This is a genomic window from Robiginitalea myxolifaciens (assembly GCF_900115205.1).
Classification (GTDB): domain Bacteria; phylum Bacteroidota; class Bacteroidia; order Flavobacteriales; family Flavobacteriaceae; genus Robiginitalea; species Robiginitalea myxolifaciens.
On record NZ_FOYQ01000001.1, the window covers coordinates 123,770 to 142,312 of the forward strand.

Here is an 18,543-nt window from a genome sequence, read left to right on the forward strand (position 1 = left end):
TTTTTTGCGCGGGTTAAAATCTGTTATCTCCGTCGATAAGATCACCCAATCCACCCAGGATACTTCCTTCTCCCTTATCCTTCCCGCCACCTTTAGGGGCTGCCGCAAGGACCCGCCCTGCCAGTCGGCTGAAGGGTAAGGATTGAATATACACGGTTCCCGGGCCTCTTAGCGTGGCGAAGAATAGACCTTCCCCACCGAATATGGTATTCTTAATTCCTCCTACAAATTCAATATCGTAATCCACGGTTTGGGAAAAGCCTACGATACATCCTGTATCTACACGCAGGACTTCTCCTGGTTGTAATGTCTTTTTGGCAAGGGTACCGCCTGCATGGACAAAGGCCATCCCATCACCTTCCAACTTCTGCATGATAAATCCTTCGCCGCCGAACAGCCCGCGTCCCAGTTTACGCGAAAACTCGATCCCGACACGCACCCCCTTCGCAGCGCATAAAAAGGCGTCTTTCTGACAGATAAATTTCCCGTTTTTCTCACTGAGATCGATAGCCACAATCTTACCAGGATATGGCGAGGCAAAACTAACCTGTCGCTTCCCCTGGCCGACATTGTAAAAAGCGGTCATGAAAAGGCTTTCTCCTGTAAGAATTCGTTTTCCTGCTGAAAATATCTTACCGAAGACGCCGGTATCCTGCCCGGATCCATCTCCGAAGATGGTATCCATTTTTATGTCCGGATCCATCATCATAAAACTTCCTGCCTCAGCGATCACCCCTTCATTGGGATCCAGTTCAACAGAAACATATTGCATTTCTTCTCCGAAGATTTCATAGTCAATTTCGTGTGCGTTCATGTATTGAAGGTTATAAGAGAGGTTAAACAAAATCTACCTATTAGTAGTCCAAACAGGGCCGATTGTTACGAAAATAAAGCGAAAAAATTGGGAAAGAGGTTTAGCCACTAATCTTCAGCTAACCACTTGATTGCCTTTTTCTTAGCCTTGAAGATTTTCATCTGATAGCCCAGTCGATTCAAGGCGGTCTGTGTAAATAATAGCTCGAGGTAGGACTGTTCATCAGGAATACTAACTGCAAGGCGGCATTTTTTGCTCATTCCCAGGGATTCTGCTGAAGTCGTAAGTCGAAATTTACTGGTAAGGTCAATGGTTCCTGCAAATGTCATCAAGACGTGGACGCGTTTCACGGCGTGCTGGGTAGCTAATTCAAAAACCTCTTTCCAGCGTTCAAGTGCCTCTTGCAGAGCTAGTTCCGGAATAACTTTAACATCGATAGTTATGTCCAGATAGTCTTGTTTGAAGTCGTGTGAAATTGTGTAAGGCATCCCCTATTACCTTAAGATTCACATTAATTTAGTTAATTTTTTGAATATATGCTAATCCTTATAAGGAAACGGGTGAGAATATCTTAATTTTGTTTAACCTTTAAGGTCCATTCAAAATCGAAGGTACTCACTACATCTCCGGCCTGATCCTTCCCTATCGCTTGCATCCAGACTGTTTGTCCTTCCCCGGTTTCAATAGTCCTGGAAATGGCCTGTTGTAGTTTATCCCCGTCCGGGCAAATGAAGTTTATCCGTCCGGTAGCCTTTTTAGAGAAGTTCGCTTTGTTGTTGAGGACCAGCATCGAGATCCGTTTCCCGCTCTTGCGAATGTGGTAGATGACCAGAGCGCCTGTGGCGAATTCCGCAGCCATCCCCTGTACGGCCCAAAACATGGATTTAAAGGGATTTTGGTTCATCCAGCGATGCTTTACTGAAGTAACAGACGTCGTTCCATCCATAGATTTCAGGCGCACCCCGCAAATCCAGGCGGAGGGTAATTTCAGCATCATAAAGGTATTGTAAGAGCGCTCAAGCTTTGCCATCTGTTGTATTCAGGGGGTTTAACGCCTCTAAGGTATCACTTTCTCAGGACATATTAATTGTTAATTATATGTTAATTTTAAGTACTATGTTTTGCATAATACCTTCTTTTGGATATATATTTGCATAAGAAATAACTATGCCATGACAGAGACACTGAGCAAACACGAACGAAATCTGGGAGCTATCATCCACGGTTCTACCTTAAGCAGGTTCTTTATTCCCTTTGGTCAATTCCTGATTCCACTGGTACTCTGGTTATCGAACCGGAATCAATATGAATTTGTGGATTACCATGGGAAGCAAGCCCTGAATTTTCAGATCAGTATGACCTTGTACAGTTTTATAGCCGGGCTTATTTCGATACCCTTCTTTATTACCTGGCTACCCGGATTCTTGAGAAGAGGCGATGTCAATTGGAGTATTAGCTCTGACGACTTCTTCTTTTTCGATTTCGGACCGGATTGGTTCAGCGATTCTTTTGCCTGGTGGCCACTGGGTATTACCGGGCTCATCGGAGTAGCGCTGTTCATCATAAACATTGTGTTTACGATCAAGGCAACCATGGAAACCAATGAGGGCAAATATTTCCGATATCCCCTCACTATAAAATTCATCCGATGATACGCACCAGACACATTTTATTATTCATCGCCATTGTCCTAGGGGTACTGGTGGAAGCCTTTGCACAGGTTGCACCGGATTCCAAATTATACCGCACCATTGCCGAGTTAGATAAAGAATATTTTGACGCTTACAACGAATGTGATATGGAAACCCAGGCCCGGTTACTGAACGAAGACCTGGAGTTTTACCACGACATGGGAGGCGTAAGCACAGACAAGGATGAAGTCGTGGAAAGCATTCTTCAGAATATCTGCGGAAAGGTTAGCAGGGAACTGGTTCCTGAAAGCTTTGAGGTACACGAAATCAAAGACTTCGGAGCTGTGGCTATGGGTTACCATAAATTCTTCAACAGCGAAGAACCCGATGCCATCTCCACTCCCAGCCGCTTTGTAGTAGTATACAAGAACGATAATTCCACCTGGTCTATTTACCGGGTTATTAGCCTGCATTAGCCGGCCTTATAGTTTATTCATCAATCAAAATCTAATCATGAAAAATGCAAACGAACAGTTAACCCCAGCCTCCCGGTGTAAGCCGGGATTATAGGCCGAAAAAGCGAAAGAAATTATGAACATTGAGAATACCAAAGCACAAATGCGGAAAGGGGTCCTGGAGTACTGCATCCTCTCTATTATACGGGAGGAAGACAAGTACGCTTCAGAAATCCTGGGCCAACTTAAAGACGCTAAAATGCTGGTCGTGGAGGGGACGATTTATCCACTGCTGACCCGCCTCAAGAATGCCGGTTTGCTCTCGTATCGCTGGGAAGAGTCTACGTCAGGACCACCCCGCAAGTATTACGGACTCACCGAGACAGGGAAAGTGTTCCTTAAAGAATTAAACACTACCTGGGACGAATTACGGACCGCCGTAAATGTGGTAACCCAAGCAAAATCAACAACAAAATGAACAAGACAGTCAATATAAATCTGGCCAATATGCTTTTTCACATCGATGAAAACGCATATAACAAGCTGCAACGTTACCTCGAGGCTGTTCGACGCTCTTTCTCTGGCACCAAGGGAAGCGATGAAATTATCGCCGATATCGAGGCCCGGATTGCCGAGCTTTTTTACGAAAAAATGGAAAACGAACGCCAGGTCATTACCGAAAAAGAGGTAGACGAGGTGATCGCTATTATGGGGCAACCCGAAGACTATCAGATCGACGAGGACATCTTCCAGGATGCGCCCGGAGGTGGATCTTCCCGTGGCCCGGCTTCGCGAGCCAAGAAGCTCTATCGCGATATCGACCGTAAATATATCGGTGGGGTGTGTGCCGGCCTTGAATACTATCTCGGCATCGATGCACTCTGGATTCGCCTGATCTTTATTTTACTGGCAGTATTTACCGGATTCGGGTTTATTGCCTACATCCTGTTATGGATTCTGGTCCCCGAAGCTGCCTCTACGGCGCAAAAATTGGATATGACCGGGGAACCCGTGAACATCAGCAATATCGAGCGGAAGGTTAAGGAGGGTTTTGAGACCGTTGCCGACCGGGTTAAAAGTGTAGACTACGACGAAGTAGGACGCAAGGTAAAAAGCGGGGGATCCAGCTTTTTTGATACCCTGGGAGACGTAATTATGTTCTTTTTCAAGGTCATTGGAAAGTTCGTCGGAATCCTGCTGATCATAATCGGGGCTGTTTCCCTGATTGCCACGACCATAGCCCTGTTTACTGTGGGCCTCGTTGATAACGTACACATTCCTGGTGTCGATATCATCGGTATCCTCAATGCCACAGAGACTCCCGTTTGGCTGCTGAGCTTCCTTATTTTCCTGGCATTTGCCATCCCGTTCTTCTTCCTGATGTATCTGGGATTGAAAATTCTGGTAGGAAACCTGAAATCCATTGGGAATATCGCCAAGTTCTCCCTGCTCGGCCTGTGGCTTATCGCCATTATTTCCCTGGCTGTGCTCAGTATCCGACAGGCTTCGGCCCATGCGTATACCGGTAGTGTCACCCAGCGGGATTCCCTGGCCATTACCTCGGTAGACAGCCTGCACATCCGCTTCAATGCGGCCGAGAATGCCTATGAAAGTGGTCCGGTAATCGCCGGCATGAAAATCCGATACGATGAGAACGATCAGCCCATGCTCTATGCCGATGATCTGTTATTAGACATCCGCAAGGCCGATGATTCGGTTGCCACGCTGCGTATCCGCAAGGATGCCGATGGGAGAAGCTATGAGGATGCACGGGATCGGGCCGGAAAGATCAATTACAACTATGCCCTTACCGGGACTACCCTGAACCTGGATAATTATTTCACCACTGATGTGAAGAATAAAGTTCGGGATCAGGAGATGCGGCTAACGCTGTACCTGCCCGAGGGAACCTATGTAAGTTTTGATCGTTCCGCTCGCAACTATATCGGCAGGAGGACTTCTACCGATCGCGACATGTATCGCAAGGACATCGCCGAGCACGCCTGGATTATGGGTGCGGACGGACGCCTGCAATGCCAGGAGTGTCCTGAGGAGCTAAACGACCGGGATTGGGACGATGAGGAAGGCGACAACCGAATCATCATCGACGAAAACGGTGTCGACATTGATCTTAACGATAATGACGACAGCTTTAAAATGAAAATTGACGAGAACGGGGTACAGATAAAAGCCGATGAAGGCAGATAATTACAGTTCAGTCCCGGCTTTTTACAATTCAGTAATTCCTATTGTGGAAAGCCGGCAACGCTAACGTTCTTTGAAACAGCAAATAATTCAACAACAAATAACAATCAGTAAGGGATCATCCCGCAAAAACCATCAAAAAACGAAAATCATGACAACACTAGCTAGATTTACCATCGCAATTTTACTGGCAATCCTTACTTCCTCCTGTATGCTCGATGTGAACTGGGGATCAGGAAAGCGAGGCAACGGAGTAGTCGTAGACGAAAATCGCACCGTGTCGGAGTCCTTTACCGCCGTAGCGGCCTCTGAAGGCCTGGATGTATATGTAACCCAGGGATCCGATTTTGAAATCCGCGTCGAAGCCGACGAAAATATCATTGATCTGATCGGCACCGATATTAAGGATGGAAAACTAAAAATCCATGCGATCGAGAACATCGGCCGGGCAACGAAGAACATCTACGTAACCCTTCCGGAAGTTACAGCCCTGTCTTCATCGAGCGGAGCTGACCTGAATGGAAAAGGAGTCATCGAAGCCGGAAAAGTACGCCTCCATGCCAGCAGCGGAGCCGATCTTCGGGTAGAGTTGAATGCCGACGAAATCGAAGCGGATTGCAGTAGCGGAGCAGACATTCGACTGGCCGGACGCACCAACCTGTTGTATGCCGATGCCAGCAGTGGATCTGACATCAAAGCGGCAGATATGGAGTCACGGGTATGCAATGCTCAGGCGAGCAGCGGTGCAGACATCCGGGTATACGTTACCGAGAGTCTTACCGCCGACGCCAGTAGTGGTGCCGATATCCGATACAGTGGAGATGCCAGCGTAGAATCGCGTAAATCTGCCTCTGGTAGCGTATCAAAATACTAACAACCCAGCCAATATTCATCAGTCAACCACTTAAGGCGGAAACCCCTGTCAGCAATGACCGGGGTTTTTGTATTACATTAGCTTACCATGAATATTCAGCTATACCAGTACACCTTGCCCCTGCAACACACCTTCGGGATTTCCCGGGAGCGTTACGATACTCAGGATACCCTGATTGTTTGCCTCGAATACCAGGGCAAAACCGGATATGGGGAGGCTACCTCTAATCCATACTACCAAATTACTGTAGATTCCCTGAAACAGGAAATAGAGGCCCTGAGGAACGCTATCGCCGGTTTCGAAGTACCGCTGCAGGGTCCGAAAGCAGATTCCGATCTGGCATTCCCCCTGCAATTCGAGAAGTGGCTGCGCACCCAGGAGCTCTCGAACTTTGCGCGCTGTGCGCTGGACCTGGCCTGTTGGGACTTGTACGGGAAAACCCTTGGGAAGCCCCTGTACCAAATTTGGGGCACTGAGCTGGGCAATCTCCCTATTTCCAATTTTACCATTGGTTTGGATAGCCCGGAAGTAATGGTGGCCAAGATGAAAGAAAAGCCCTGGCCCATTTATAAAATTAAGTTGGGGACGTCGAATGATGTGGGTATAGTCACAGAACTACGCAAACATACCGATGCGGTTTTCCGGGTAGATGCGAATTGCGCCTGGACGGCGGAGGAGACAATCGAAAACGCCCGCGCCTTAAAAGAATTAGGGGTGGAATTTATCGAACAACCGCTAAAGGCCGATGATTGGGAGGGCATGGAGCTTGTTGCGCATAAAAGCGAACTGCCGATAATCGCCGATGAGAGTTGTATCGTAGAAACCGATGTGGCGCGCTGTGCCCTGCATTTTCATGGGATTAATATCAAACTAACTAAATGCGGGGGCCTGAGTCCGGCCCTGCGGATGATCCGGGAAGCCCGGGAATTGGGTCTTAAAGTCATGGTCGGATGCATGACGGAATCCTCGGTAGGTATTTCGGCTATTGCACAATTACTCCCACAACTCGACTATGTGGATATGGATGGAGCCCTGCTACTTCGGGAAGATATTGCGACAGGTGTAAAATTACTGGAGGATGCGACTGTAGTCTATCCCAATGCACCGGGAAGTGGTGTTGAACTCCTTGCCCGATGACACTCGAAATAAACCAATTTCCAGGGGCAGCTTTTCAGGATGGGTTCCGGGATTATCTGAACTTCGCCGGTACGGCCTACCTGGCCATGCAAGCTCAGCCCTATTTTCAGGATGCCATTGCCCGATATACCAAACAATGGGGAACCCATTGGGGCGCATCGCGCATCGGCAATCTGCAATTGGGAATTTTTGCCCGGGTCGAAAGTGAAATAGCGCAATGGACGGGAGCAGCGACTGCCCTGACCCTATCCTCGGGATTCCTGGCTGCACGGCTCCTGATTGAATCCAGCCTTTCGCAAGGGTTTACTTTGTATTACGCCCCGTCTACCCATGCGGCCTTATTGCCCCCTGGGGCTACCCGGTATTCGAATTGGAAGCAGTTAGTAGAGGCCATGCTTAACCAATTAAAATCCAATGATGAAGCCCGACCAGCGCTGGTTTGCGATACCCTGGATTTTGAGCAAGGACCGATCCCACTTACTGAATCCCTGCAACGCAGCGGGTTCCTTGCGCAAATGGCACCACACCTCAACCAAATTGCATTGATTGCGGATGATTCCCACGGATTGGGGATCCTGGGACTAAAGGGCAGCGGTTTGTACCGGGAGTTGGCGGGATTCGGTTTTTCCCAGGTGTCCGTTTGCGCCTCCCTCGGAAAAGCCATGGGGATTCCGGCAGGGGTAATTCTGGGACCTGCGGAGCAACAACTGCTACTCAAAGAACACCCCCTGTTTGTTGGTGCCAGCCCTTGTGCTCCCGGCCCACTGGCCGCCCTGGGCGAAGGGTTGCAAAAAGGGTGGTATTTCAGACAACTTCAGCGCCTGCAAAAGAATTGCAACTATTTCGAAGGGTTAGTCCGCGGTATGCACGGCTTAAACAGCTTTCCCGACTATCCTGTATTTACATTTTCCAACCCGAAGCTGGCCGAATATTTGCTTGCAAATGGAATGGTAATTACCCACTTCAGGTATCCGGCAGAAGCCAGCGATGATTCGCGGAGCAGGATTGTAATTCATGCCGGACATAGCCAAGCCCAGCTGACCCTGCTTGGGCAGGCCATCTCCAGTTACGGCAAATAAGGCAAATCTCCGATTGGGTTTTACTTAATATTTTAGCATTTTTGCCTTTATATCCTTAAGTTTTTACCGTTTACCGTGCCATATTTTCATTATTTATCGTATCTTTTTAACACTTTTAAGATGTTCAAAACACCAACCCTATGAAGAAAATATTTGGCACCCTACTGTTAATTGCCGCCTTCGTGTCCCTGGCTGCAACGAGCATCTCAACTCCTCCCCCAATGCATAGCCTGGAAGGAACCTGGGAATTACAGAGTTTTTGCAACTATGACAGCAATGAAGTGGCGGATACAATTAAGCCGGTAGATGGATACCGGCAGGTAAAAATGTACTATGACGGCCATGTGATGTGGTCCAGAACCGATCCCAATGATACCATTGGGCGATTTGGTTATGGACAGTATCAAATCACTATGGACGAACTCATCGAAGTAATCGAATACGGAGATTACTATTTTATGGAAAACCTGGGATCGAACCGCGAATTCCGATTTGAACTGGTAGTAGGTGATGGCACCTACAGTCAGATCACTATCGACGAAGAAGGAAAGCGGACGTTTTCGGAAAACTACAAAAGGGTCGAATAAGGCTGACCCATCTTTGTGAATTAGCTGGATGGTTAATCCCGGGCACCCCACATGAGGAGTCCGGGATTTATTTTTATGCCTCTTCTACTTCTTCAGGACTTTCAACCTCAGCGAGATAGCGCTCTGCATCCAAGGCGGCCATACAACCAGTACCCGCAGCCGTTACGGCCTGACGGTAATCCTTGTCCTGTACATCGCCGCTGGCGAAAACCCCGGGCTTGTTTGTTTTGGTAGATTTCCCCGGTGTAAGGATATATCCGGTTTCGTCCATATCGAGTTGCCCTTTGAAGATATCGGTATTGGGTTTATGGCCAATGGCTATGAACAACCCTGTAATGGCGATTTCCTCTTTTTCCCCGGTCTGGTTATTGACCATACGCAAACCTTCCACTACCTGGTCCCCAAGGACTTCATCGATTTCGGTGTTGAAGCGGATGTCAATATTTGAAATGTTCATGACGCGGTTTTGCATCGCTTTGGAAGCGCGCATGTGATCCTTACGAACCAGCATGGTAACCGATTTACAAATTTTAGCCAGGTACGAAGCCTCTTCAGCAGCCGTATCTCCACCACCGACAATGGCAACATCCTGTCCTTTGTAGAAGAATCCATCGCAGACTGCACAGGCCGATACCCCGCCTCCGCGAAGGCGTTGTTCACTGGGCAGGCCCAGGTACTTGGCCGAAGCACCCGTAGAAATAATAACGGTTTCGGCTTCTACCACTTTGCTGTCGTCAATGGTAACTTTGTGGATTCCACCGGGTTCGTCGCTGAATTCCACCGCTGTCGCCATCCCGATTCGCACGTCGGTTCCGAAGCGCTCGGCTTGTTGTTGCAATTGCACCATCATGGTAGGACCATCGATCCCTTCGGGATAACCCGGGAAATTTTCTACCTCCGTAGTGGTTGTCAATTGACCGCCTGGTTCCATACCGGTGTACACCACTGGCTTGAGATCGGCCCTTGCGGCATAAATAGCTGCTGTATATCCGGCAGGGCCGGAACCTAAAATGAGGGTTTTAAATCTTTCGATATTCTCTGACATAATTCAAAAACTCTAGTGGGTAAAAGTAGGATTTTAGGCCCGTTCCTTACAAGGCAAGTTATCAACAGAACATTAACGCTCCGCCGGGGTCCCCGATTCAAGTTTCGCCTCGAACTCCTGTAAGCGGAATTTATCTATTGCAGGCCTTTCGTACTCCCGCTCCATTAGTCGTAATAAGCTGTCCAAAATTTCAGGATGCTCCGAGGCCCTATTTTGGGTTTCCGCAGGATCTTCTCTTAAGTCATACAGTTCCCAACCCGGGTTTTCCTCCGGCTTGTTCAGCCCCCTTTGCAATAATTTCCAATCCCCTTGACGCAGTGCGATCTGCCCGCCGTATTCCGGGAAGGCCCAGATTAATGGACGCTTTAAGCCAGAGGCGCTGCTGTTTTGAATTGTGCTGCTTTCCTCGATTAAAGAACCCAGGAAACTCGCTCCGTCTACGGCCTCGGGGACCGCGTAGCCGGTTAATTCGCCTAAGGTGGCAAACATATCGTAATGCACTGTTGGTAGGTCGTTCCGCGAACCTGGGGCGATATGGCCCGGCCAGGAAGCGATCAGAGGGATGCGAATCCCCCCTTCATATACAAAGCCCTTACCCCGTCCATAATTGCCATCAAAAGGCCCGGCACTGTTGAAAAATTCCGGGTCGGCCCCTCCCGCATAGGAAGGCCCGTTATCGGAGGTAAAGAAAATCAGGGTGTTTTCGTAAAGCCCGTTTGCCTTCAGGTAGTCGATAAGCCGGCCAACCTGGGCATCCAAATAGGATATCATGGCTGCATAGGTGGCCCTGGGATAGCGCTGTGGAAAATAACCAAAGGCCTTGCCTCCCTCATGAGGCTGCTCCTCCGCCAATTTCTTGCGGTAATAGTTAATCCATTCCTCTGGGGCCTGTAAAGGTACATGGGGAATTGGCGTGGCCCAATAAGCGAAGAACGGTTGCTCCTGACCGCTACCTATAAATTCCTCCAGGGCCTGATAAATGCGATCCGGGGCGTACTCCCCTTGCTGAAAGACCGCATACGGGTCATCATTTTCCTGTTTTAGCCGACTTTGGGCAAAATCCAGCCCACTATGTGGAGGTATGGTGTCATTATCGAGTGAAACGCGTACCGTATCGCTATAGAGGAAGAGCGGATGGTAGGTATGCGCCTGGCGTTGACAGTTATAGCCAAAGAAAGTATCGAACCCCATTTTATTGGGCACACTGCGGGTATGTGGAGCCCCCAGCCCCCATTTTCCAAAAAGCCCGGTGCGGTAGCCCGCCTGCTGAAGCCGATGTGAAAGCAGGATTTCATTCTCAGGCATAGGCCGTTGCCCTTCCAGGGTGGAATCCCTGGCCATAGCCCGGTAATCCCAAACCTCACCCCGGTCATTCCACTCGTCATTCCCCCGAATATAGGCGTGTCCGGAATGCTTCCCAGTGAGAAACATATAGCGGGCCGGGGCACAAACCGGAGCACTGGAATAATGCTGGGTAAAAAGCATTCCCCCTGCAGCGAGGGCATCCAGGTTCGGGGTCTCGATGAGTTCTTGCCCGTAAGCTCCGATATCTCCGTACCCAAGGTCATCGGCAAGGATGTAAATGATGTTGGGAGCGGATTTCTCCCTGGAGGAATCCGGATGCTGATTATCCGCACAGGCCGAAAGCATCAAAAAGATAAGGGGAAGCGAAACCAACCCTAAGGTCAATCGCTTCCCCTTTACCAAAAAGCCTGCTGTATGGCCCATGCAGTAAAGTTACTGCTTCTCGGGCGTAGTTTTTACAGGTAACCAACCATATTCCAACAACTCTGCCTTTCGATAATTGGCGATATAGAGTTTGTCTTGGAGTTGGATCATATCGGTGGGTTTCTCAATACCCTCCTCCAGAATCTGAAGGCGTTCTCCCCCCGGGCTGTAAACCAGGACACGGTCATTTTCGAAATCTGTAGCAAAAACGGCCTCAGGACCTACAAAAATTCCCGTAGTCGCATTCATTTTATCCTCCTTGCCAAACATCCTCAGCGGTTTGCCTGCTTTATCGAAAACCTGAATCCGATGGTTATAGGCGTCTGCGACATAGATCTCCGTTTCGGTTAGCTGCACATCGGTTGGATAGTAAAATTCGCCAGCGGCCTTCCCTTCCTTTCCAAAAACGATCCACTCGTTCCCGTCAAAAAAGAGGATGCGATTATTGTAGAAATCCGCAATAGCCTGCTGATTTCCTAAAACGTCCACCCCAGCCGGCGCATCCAGCGAATCAGGCAGTATCATTTCTTTACGACCAGTTGCTCCAATTTCCTCGACCTTATCGTTTCCATACTGAGGTACGAAAAGCGATTCGGAAACCGCAGCAATGTGCATAGGCCTGTCCAGACCGTCCACTACCCGAACCGGGCCGGAAGTGAGGTCGTAAAGCACTACCCTATTGTGGTCGCCATCGCTCAACCAGATCTTTCCGTTCGATTCCGCAAGACCTATTGGATTAATACTATCCAAGGCAATGGTTCGTACCAACTGCCACTCGTGCGGGACGTCTTCTTGCTGACACCCCATAAGTCCAAAAAACAACAATCCTGGCAACAATATTGCCAGACTACTCTTTTTCAAGTTTTTCATAAGGCGATTAGTCTTGAATACGTTCATAGTAGCAACACGCCGGCAACCCTTCATAAGTCTCCTGCGCAGCCTTGTGTTTCTCCGTATCGTGTCCTACAGCCGCTATTTGCTGAGAAACCTGATCCAGTGGATTCTCTTTTCCAGTCCAGTCCAGCGTCAATATTTTGGTCTTTTTATCCCAGGATGCCGCGGTTACCCCGGCTATCGATTTGGCGGCCTTTTCGATGCGCGCCTGACACATTTCACAATTCCCGGCTACTTTTAGTGTTGCCTGCGAAGCCACGGTTTCTCCGTTGTCCATACTCCCCGAATTCCCGGAGGCCAATTCGCCTCCAGATTCTTCGACTTGTCCATCGGCTCGTGTTATCATAGTGGTAACTGGCGTATATCCCGCCTTTTCTACCTGCTTAACTACCGCTTCGAGGGTTAACGCTTTTTCGGCAGGATATTCGAAAGTGAAATTTCCGGTTTCGATATCGATAGCGACTTGTTTAATCCCCTTGAATTCCTTGAATTTCTTCTCCAATCCATAGGCGCAGAAGGGGCATCCAAGTCCGTCGACCTGGATTTTAAATTGATCCATAGCTTTCTGGGCCGTAGCAGCCTGAGCTCCGAATATTACGAGGGCAAGGAATATGGCTTTACCCCATTGTTTTAGCTGTATATTTTTCATGATTGTATTTTTTTAAATTAAAATGTGTACCGGGTCCCCAGAAACAGACTGTATCTGAATTGTCTTTCGTCGGGAACATCATTGACCAGGGGTACCTGGACAGAAAGATCAAAGGTTACGTTTTTACGGGCGTATTGAATCCCCTGAGCGTAGAGCAACATATACCAGTCGCGCTCTGTAAGCCAGGAGTTGGTGTACTCAAAGTACAGATTGATCTGTTTGTTAGGATATTGCGGTTTCAGTAAGGGCAATCCGAATCCCAATTTATAGCGAAATTCGTCCAGGGTTCCGTCGGGCATCCAGTTGTATCCCACTTCGTTTGAAATCCCGTACTTGAGCGTTTCATAACCCGCGACAATTCCGTAATACCCCTGGTAGATCCCAGTACTAAGCTCCATAAGGTCCAGTTCCTCCCCCGTTGGCAAGGTCTGAACCGTCTTGGCTACCAGGCGAAAGGTTTTCCCCGTAGCGTCCTTTCGCAAAAACTGATATTTACCTAAGATCTTAATATCCGCCAGGCCACTTCCGCTGGCTCCACCGTCAATGTCATAGCCGATATACGGTAAATGAACGGCCACCAGCGAATTCGCTGTTGGAAGATAGTGCAACATCAAAGGAATGTAACTGAAACTTCCGCGCTCGGTATTGCGGAATTCCATTAGTGTTTTAGTCGTAAAACTTTTGGCGCCTAACATTATAGGCTTATCGGCGGTAATAGGAGGTCCCTGGGCCAGGGCGCCTAAAATGCCGATCATAATAAAAGCAATGCTTAATTGTGTCTTCATAATTGATTTTGAGTTTGTTTCTTGTACGTGGCAATTCGCCATATTCATACACTGGCAACAGGGCATTCACGGGCCCGTTGCGAAAAACTCAAATCAAATTCGAAATTGCTGAAAGACTATCGGGAGATCCGATATCAAGGGGGGTGGTGAATATTCAGGTGGAATGCTCAGGTCCTGCTCAGTAATCACTGCTTCACTGACGAGTCCCAAGATCCTAGGAGCCACAAAAGCCGGAGGTACCTCAGGTTGCCATTTGGCTATGGCTTGCAGGTCGTCCTGCCCATCGACTACTATTTCCTTATCGGAACAACAGCCGAAACTATCCATGAGATCGGCATACTGAGACATGCCACAGTCACTAGCCTCATCGAATAGCGCAACGTCTACCAGGGAGTGGCCACAAAAATGCATGTCCACCGAAAAAGAAAGGGTGGAGAACAGCAGTAAAAAGGACATTACAATTGCCCCGAACTTTGTAGCCAATGCTTTCATTGCTCAGCAAAATTAAGAAAAAGCGCTATACTCCCTCCTAATTAAGAGAAGATTAAGAAATAACAATAGAACGAAAAGACCGCCATAATATTGAAGCTGCGCGCGCCAAAAATGCGCGAACTTCAAGCACATAATCTTCCTACCTACTGAATACAATATTCCGCATACGCCCGGTGTCGAGAAGTAAGCGGGAACACCCCTCGAAGCCGTCGCAATCCGCTCGTAAGAGATATTCTCCTCCGGCCCAAAGCCCATCGGCTTTTTGCTGTAAGGGCAGCGTATTCCCTTCATAGGTCAGGATCATGGAATTATCCGAATAAGCGAGTTGGAAAGAGATCTCCAATTCTTCGTTGTAATAGGTACCGGGTCGTACGGCAATGGGCTTATTCTTTCTTGGGGCTTCCAACCGCTGTGCCGGACGGGGGCCCAATCCTTCCTGGCGCAACTCAAATCCTATCACCCGGTCTTCTTCCCAAAGAAATACCATCTTCAAATCCGGGACCGTTTCATAGACAAACGCCAATTCTTGAAGAGCCGCTCCGCCGCGACCCTTAGCTTTTACAGGCTTTTTGGATAGCGGTAAAAGCCGTACCGAATCCCTGCCTTCAATCTCCCTATATAACTCGCCGTCTTTTCGCGTAATCTCAATAAAGGTTAAGCCGTCCTCCAGCAGGTAGCGTGCAGGAAGTTCGGATAGCAAGCTTTCCTTAATCCTAACGGAAGAAGCACCTTCTCCCTGAGCTGCCATGGCGTTTGATCCCGCTTCTGATTTCTGAGCCTCCCCTGATCCGGGCATAAACATCCTGGCCAAATCCCTGGCGAGTGCGCGTGCCCAGTAATTCCCATTACTCTTCATCACCACCACAGACAGGTCCAATTCAGGTATACGCAAGGTGTGTGCCCCGTAGGCGCCGGTTGCCCCTTCATGTTCCACAACCGACATCCCTTCCCAGGTGTTCAGTTCCAAACCGAAGCCATAACTATTGATAACACTGCCGGGAATGGGCTTTTGACTTTCCACTAGGAGTCCGCCAAAACTGCCGGCCTGGACTTGTAGGAGCTGCTCAAAGCGCAATTGGTCGCGCAAGGTAGTATAGAGGAATCCGTCTCCATAGAGTTCGACCACCATCGGATACTGCTTCCAAATGCCATCCCCCCAATCGTTGTAGGGAAGCGCTTTATTTGGCATTACAGTCATGTAATTGGTCTGAAATCGGGTATCAGGCATTCCGAGACGATTAAATAACGCGGCTGAGTACTCGGGAAAGGTCTGGCCACTGACCTGCTCAACAACCTGAGTGAGTAACAGGTAGCCCGAATTGCTATACCGGTAGTTGGTTCCAGGGGTATCATTCAGGGTCTTTTGCGCCCCTAAGAGTTCCAGTGCATCCCCCATATCATACCCCACTCGTGCCCACCAGGGACGACCTTCCAGACTTAGTAATTCATAGAGATCTCGTACTCCGCTGGTATGCGCCAACAAATGCCGGATCTCGATTGGATTAGGATTCTCAGCATAGAAATCCGGGAGGAACTTTCGCAGATCATCATCGAGATTCAATTTTTTATCCAGGATAAGCTGAAGCACGCAGAGCGCTGTAAACTGTTTGGCTACCGAGGCAATATTAAAACAGGTGGAATCTGCCACCGGTACCTGGTGCTCCAGGTTGGCCATGCCCGCATACCCTTCAAAGTAAACTTCCCCGTCCTTCACAATTCCCACGGCGATTCCGGGAACCGTATCCAGGTATTTCTCCTCGAGCCAGTTTTGGAGCTCGTCCTGCCCAGGGTAATTGGTAGGGGTTTGTTGGGCATATACAGCAGCCAGGTAATAACTGAATAGTAAACTCAGGGTAAGCAAAATTCTGATTCTCATCGGGTGTAATTTTCCGTAAAGGTGCACGGATTAACCACACCAGGCGTCTCAAATCAAGTTTTGAGACCTTTTCAGGGCAGGTTTTTGCGGATCCACTCGGCTGGGCTCAGGCCTGTGTGTTTTTTAAAGGCCCGATTAAACGTTGCTTTGGAGTTAAAACCACATTCCAAGGCGATCCCGAGTAAGGTCATTTGATCCTGCTTCCCGGCACGCAGCTGCTCCTGCACGGAGTCTACCCGAAACCGGTTCACCAGGTCGTTGAAATTCGTTTGAAACCCCTGATTGATCGCTGCAGATACCTGACGGGGCGATTCCCCCAGGATTTCTGCCAGACCAGCGAGGTTTAATTCCGGATCATGTATGCCAGATGGGCCCTGCAAGGCCTGTTCTATCCTGGTTTTTAAGTTGGAAAGTTCTCCTTCAGGTAATTTACCCATGCCACTGCCCGGTGTCTTTTCTTCTTCGCTGTCGGGAAGCCGCATCAATGCTTGAGAAGCACTGACCAGTGGCAGAGCTGCACTTTTGAGGGCGTGAGAATATCCCGCAACGGAAAGGAAGAGGAAAAGTCCCGAAAAGCAGATGTAGTACCAAAACTTCCTGCCGAACTCGTCCCACTCCGGATTGAGTACAAAGAAAAGTAGTCGCAGGGCAAGCAGGATCAAAAAAGCCAGTAAAAGGATTCGGACCCAGTTCCTGCGGATCGCATCGGCGTAACTCACCCACTGCTCGGTTTGCTTGCGGTAATTCCGGTAGCGTCGAAGGGACTCCAATAAATAATAGACCAGCGAAATCCAACCCAGCGCCTGATACCAGAACTTAAGATCCTTATCCCTTCCATCCGCATAGAAATAATAAGTATCCACCACAAAAACATCGTAAACAAATACAATCAGGCTATAGCCGAGATAAAGAAAGGCCGGGAGGAAATGAACCCAATCCTTCCGGGTAAAAGTCCTGCCGGGAAACAATAAGCTTCTCAAATAAAAGAAGAGCACCGGACCAAGAAGAAGTACTTGTTGAAAAGGAATAAAGTAGAGCGTTTCACGGTACCCATCATGGGCATACCAGCCGGCGTAGCCCAACATAAAAGGAACCAGATAAAGGGCGCATAGAAAAACAAAGCCCGATAACCACCCACTTGCCTTCTCCCCTAATCGCCAGTAGCGGCCCGACAGAAGCAGTGCATAGAGCATGCCATGGGCAAAAAAGATAAGCAGGAGTACACTTTTTGGGTTAAAATTAAAAAGCATCGAGGCAAGCTAGAATTCTAGGATGTGGTTTATTCATTGGGAATATAGGTTTTTTTAGACTTGCATAGTCCAATGAAATTTGCTATATTATTGTAAATCAATAAGTTAAATAAATGCAAAAAATATTATATACGCTATTACTTACCTTTTTTATAACCTCAGGATTTAGCCAGCAAATACGCCCGGAACGATCGCAATTCGAACATCGCGATAAGCTTCGGCCTGCTTGGCGGGTAGAACTGGCACCCTCCCCTGACCCATTAAAGGAGGCTTGGATAGATTTCCTTAAGGATAAGTACGATGTGAAGTTACGGGGAATGGGGTTGTTTGCGAACAAAGAGTTGCTCAGTGCCGAGGAAGTAGTATTTAAAAAACTTTCGGCAAAAGAACTCGATTTCTACACTGAAGTGACTGCAACACAATACGGTTCCCAGATGGTTGTATTTGCAGCCCCCGGATACGACATTTACCTGGGGAATAAAGGCTACAAGAAAGAATTTAAGATTCTGGAAGGTATACTTAAGGAGTTCATAGCTACTGTGGTCCCAAAGATGCAACGGGAGAAAATAGCAGAGACGGAAGAATCCATTGAGGAATTGGAGGAAAATACCAAAGACCTGGAAGAAGAGATTACCGAAGCCCAGGAGGAGATTACTTCCCTCGAGGAATCAATCACTGAAATGCAGACTGCTATGGAAGAGAAATTGAAGGCCCTTGAAGAAGCGCGAATTCGCCTGACTGAGCAACAAAGCCGACTGAAATACCTGAAGGGAAATCAATAAACACCACACCCCTATTCCGTTTATTTAACAATTCATCCCGGGAAACCGACAATCCACTCCTTCTTCTTTTCCAGAGGTTAATGCCTGTTATATGTTTGTCCTGTAATCATCAATCAATTGTCAATCAAAAAACAACAGTCATGAAAACTTTTAAAAGCATTACACCAACAGAAAACCGAAGATTTACGTATTTCTCAAGCTTTAAAAACAGCAAACGCATTCGCTGGACTGAGTCCCGAAACTACGTTTACTAAAATGCC

At 48.3% G+C, this 18,543-nt stretch carries 20 protein-coding genes; 9 read left to right on the plus strand and 11 right to left on the minus strand.

The features are described 5' to 3' along the window. Nucleotides 1-13: 13 nt before the first annotated feature. The 3 genes from BM318_RS00575 to BM318_RS00585 form a co-directional block, all read right to left on the minus strand. Complete coding sequence (locus tag BM318_RS00575) at nt 14-814, minus strand: TIGR00266 family protein (protein WP_092979849.1); 801 nt, start codon at nt 812-814, stop codon at nt 14-16. Nucleotides 815-921: 107 nt separating this feature from the next. Then, the gene (locus tag BM318_RS00580) at nt 922-1,302 is read right to left on the minus strand and encodes a hypothetical protein (protein WP_092979850.1); all 381 of its coding nucleotides are present in this window, start codon (nt 1,300-1,302) and stop codon (nt 922-924) included. Between the two features lie 83 nt (nt 1,303-1,385). Next, nucleotides 1,386-1,844, minus strand: coding sequence for a DUF4442 domain-containing protein (locus tag BM318_RS00585; protein ID WP_092979852.1), 459 nt, complete (start codon nt 1,842-1,844; stop codon nt 1,386-1,388). Nucleotides 1,845-1,986: 142 nt separating this feature from the next. On the opposite strand from BM318_RS00585, the gene BM318_RS00590 reads away from it, so the two are divergent. The 8 genes from BM318_RS00590 to BM318_RS00625 all read left to right on the plus strand — a co-directional run bounded on the left by BM318_RS00590 (nt 1,987) and on the right by BM318_RS00625 (nt 8,782). Then, nucleotides 1,987-2,466, plus strand: a complete 480-nt coding sequence (locus tag BM318_RS00590; RefSeq protein WP_092979854.1) for a DUF4870 domain-containing protein — start codon at nt 1,987-1,989, stop codon at nt 2,464-2,466. Then, nucleotides 2,463-2,921: a nuclear transport factor 2 family protein gene (locus BM318_RS00595; RefSeq protein WP_092979855.1), complete on the plus strand. Its 459-nt coding sequence runs from the start codon at nt 2,463-2,465 to the stop codon at nt 2,919-2,921. Before BM318_RS00590 ends, BM318_RS00595 begins: the two co-directional genes overlap by 4 nt. 115 nt (nt 2,922-3,036) lie before the next feature. After that, nucleotides 3,037-3,378: a PadR family transcriptional regulator gene (locus BM318_RS00600; RefSeq protein ID WP_092979856.1), complete on the plus strand. Its 342-nt coding sequence runs from the start codon at nt 3,037-3,039 to the stop codon at nt 3,376-3,378. Beyond that, the gene (locus BM318_RS00605) at nt 3,375-5,108 is read left to right on the plus strand and encodes a PspC domain-containing protein (protein WP_092979858.1); all 1,734 of its coding nucleotides are present in this window, start codon (nt 3,375-3,377) and stop codon (nt 5,106-5,108) included. Before BM318_RS00600 ends, BM318_RS00605 begins: the two co-directional genes overlap by 4 nt. A gap of 148 nt (nt 5,109-5,256) precedes the next feature. Beyond that, on the plus strand, nt 5,257-5,979 hold the full coding sequence (locus BM318_RS00610; RefSeq protein ID WP_092981998.1) for a head GIN domain-containing protein: 723 nt from the start codon (nt 5,257-5,259) through the stop codon (nt 5,977-5,979). Between the two features lie 87 nt (nt 5,980-6,066). Beyond that, the gene (locus BM318_RS00615; RefSeq protein WP_092979860.1) at nt 6,067-7,116 is read left to right on the plus strand and encodes a dipeptide epimerase; all 1,050 of its coding nucleotides are present in this window, start codon (nt 6,067-6,069) and stop codon (nt 7,114-7,116) included. Then, nucleotides 7,113-8,195: a pyridoxal phosphate-dependent aminotransferase family protein gene (locus BM318_RS00620; RefSeq protein WP_092979862.1), complete on the plus strand. Its 1,083-nt coding sequence runs from the start codon at nt 7,113-7,115 to the stop codon at nt 8,193-8,195. Before BM318_RS00615 ends, BM318_RS00620 begins: the two co-directional genes overlap by 4 nt. Nucleotides 8,196-8,335: 140 nt before the next feature. Continuing rightward, nucleotides 8,336-8,782 carry a hypothetical protein gene (locus tag BM318_RS00625; RefSeq protein WP_177218231.1) on the plus strand — a complete coding sequence of 149 codons (447 nt, stop codon included), beginning with the start codon at nt 8,336-8,338 and terminating at the stop codon, nt 8,780-8,782. 73 nt (nt 8,783-8,855) lie between these two features. Here BM318_RS00625 and trxB read toward each other — a convergent pair whose 3' ends face one another. From trxB to BM318_RS00665, 8 genes are all read right to left on the minus strand, one after another. Next, entirely contained in the window at nt 8,856-9,827 is a 972-nt protein-coding gene (trxB, locus tag BM318_RS00630; RefSeq protein ID WP_092979864.1) for a thioredoxin-disulfide reductase, read from the minus strand. A gap of 72 nt (nt 9,828-9,899) precedes the next feature. Beyond that, nucleotides 9,900-11,555, minus strand: a complete 1,656-nt coding sequence (locus BM318_RS00635) for an arylsulfatase (protein WP_092979865.1) — start codon at nt 11,553-11,555, stop codon at nt 9,900-9,902. 9 nt (nt 11,556-11,564) lie between these two features. After that, nucleotides 11,565-12,425, minus strand: coding sequence for an NHL repeat-containing protein (locus tag BM318_RS00640; protein ID WP_177218232.1), 861 nt, complete (start codon nt 12,423-12,425; stop codon nt 11,565-11,567). 7 nt (nt 12,426-12,432) lie between these two features. Further along, the gene (locus BM318_RS00645) at nt 12,433-13,098 is read right to left on the minus strand and encodes a heavy-metal-associated domain-containing protein (RefSeq protein ID WP_092979868.1); all 666 of its coding nucleotides are present in this window, start codon (nt 13,096-13,098) and stop codon (nt 12,433-12,435) included. A 17-nt stretch (nt 13,099-13,115) separates the two neighbouring features. Further along, entirely contained in the window at nt 13,116-13,883 is a 768-nt protein-coding gene (locus BM318_RS00650; RefSeq protein WP_092979869.1) for a hypothetical protein, read from the minus strand. A gap of 93 nt (nt 13,884-13,976) precedes the next feature. After that, nucleotides 13,977-14,375: an HYC_CC_PP family protein gene (locus BM318_RS00655; RefSeq protein WP_092979870.1), complete on the minus strand. Its 399-nt coding sequence runs from the start codon at nt 14,373-14,375 to the stop codon at nt 13,977-13,979. Nucleotides 14,376-14,514: 139 nt separating this feature from the next. Continuing rightward, a complete protein-coding gene (locus tag BM318_RS00660) occupies nt 14,515-16,251 on the minus strand; it encodes a serine hydrolase domain-containing protein (RefSeq protein WP_092979872.1) in 1,737 nt (578 codons plus the stop codon). A 71-nt stretch (nt 16,252-16,322) separates the two neighbouring features. Next, a complete protein-coding gene (locus BM318_RS00665; RefSeq protein ID WP_092979873.1) occupies nt 16,323-17,501 on the minus strand; it encodes a helix-turn-helix domain-containing protein in 1,179 nt (392 codons plus the stop codon). Between the two features lie 113 nt (nt 17,502-17,614). Between BM318_RS00665 and BM318_RS00670 the strand changes: the two genes are divergently transcribed. Beyond that, nucleotides 17,615-18,283 (plus strand): hypothetical protein, encoded by a 669-nt coding sequence (locus BM318_RS00670; RefSeq protein ID WP_092979874.1) that lies wholly within the window; start codon nt 17,615-17,617, stop codon nt 18,281-18,283. Nucleotides 18,284-18,543 lie beyond the last annotated feature (260 nt).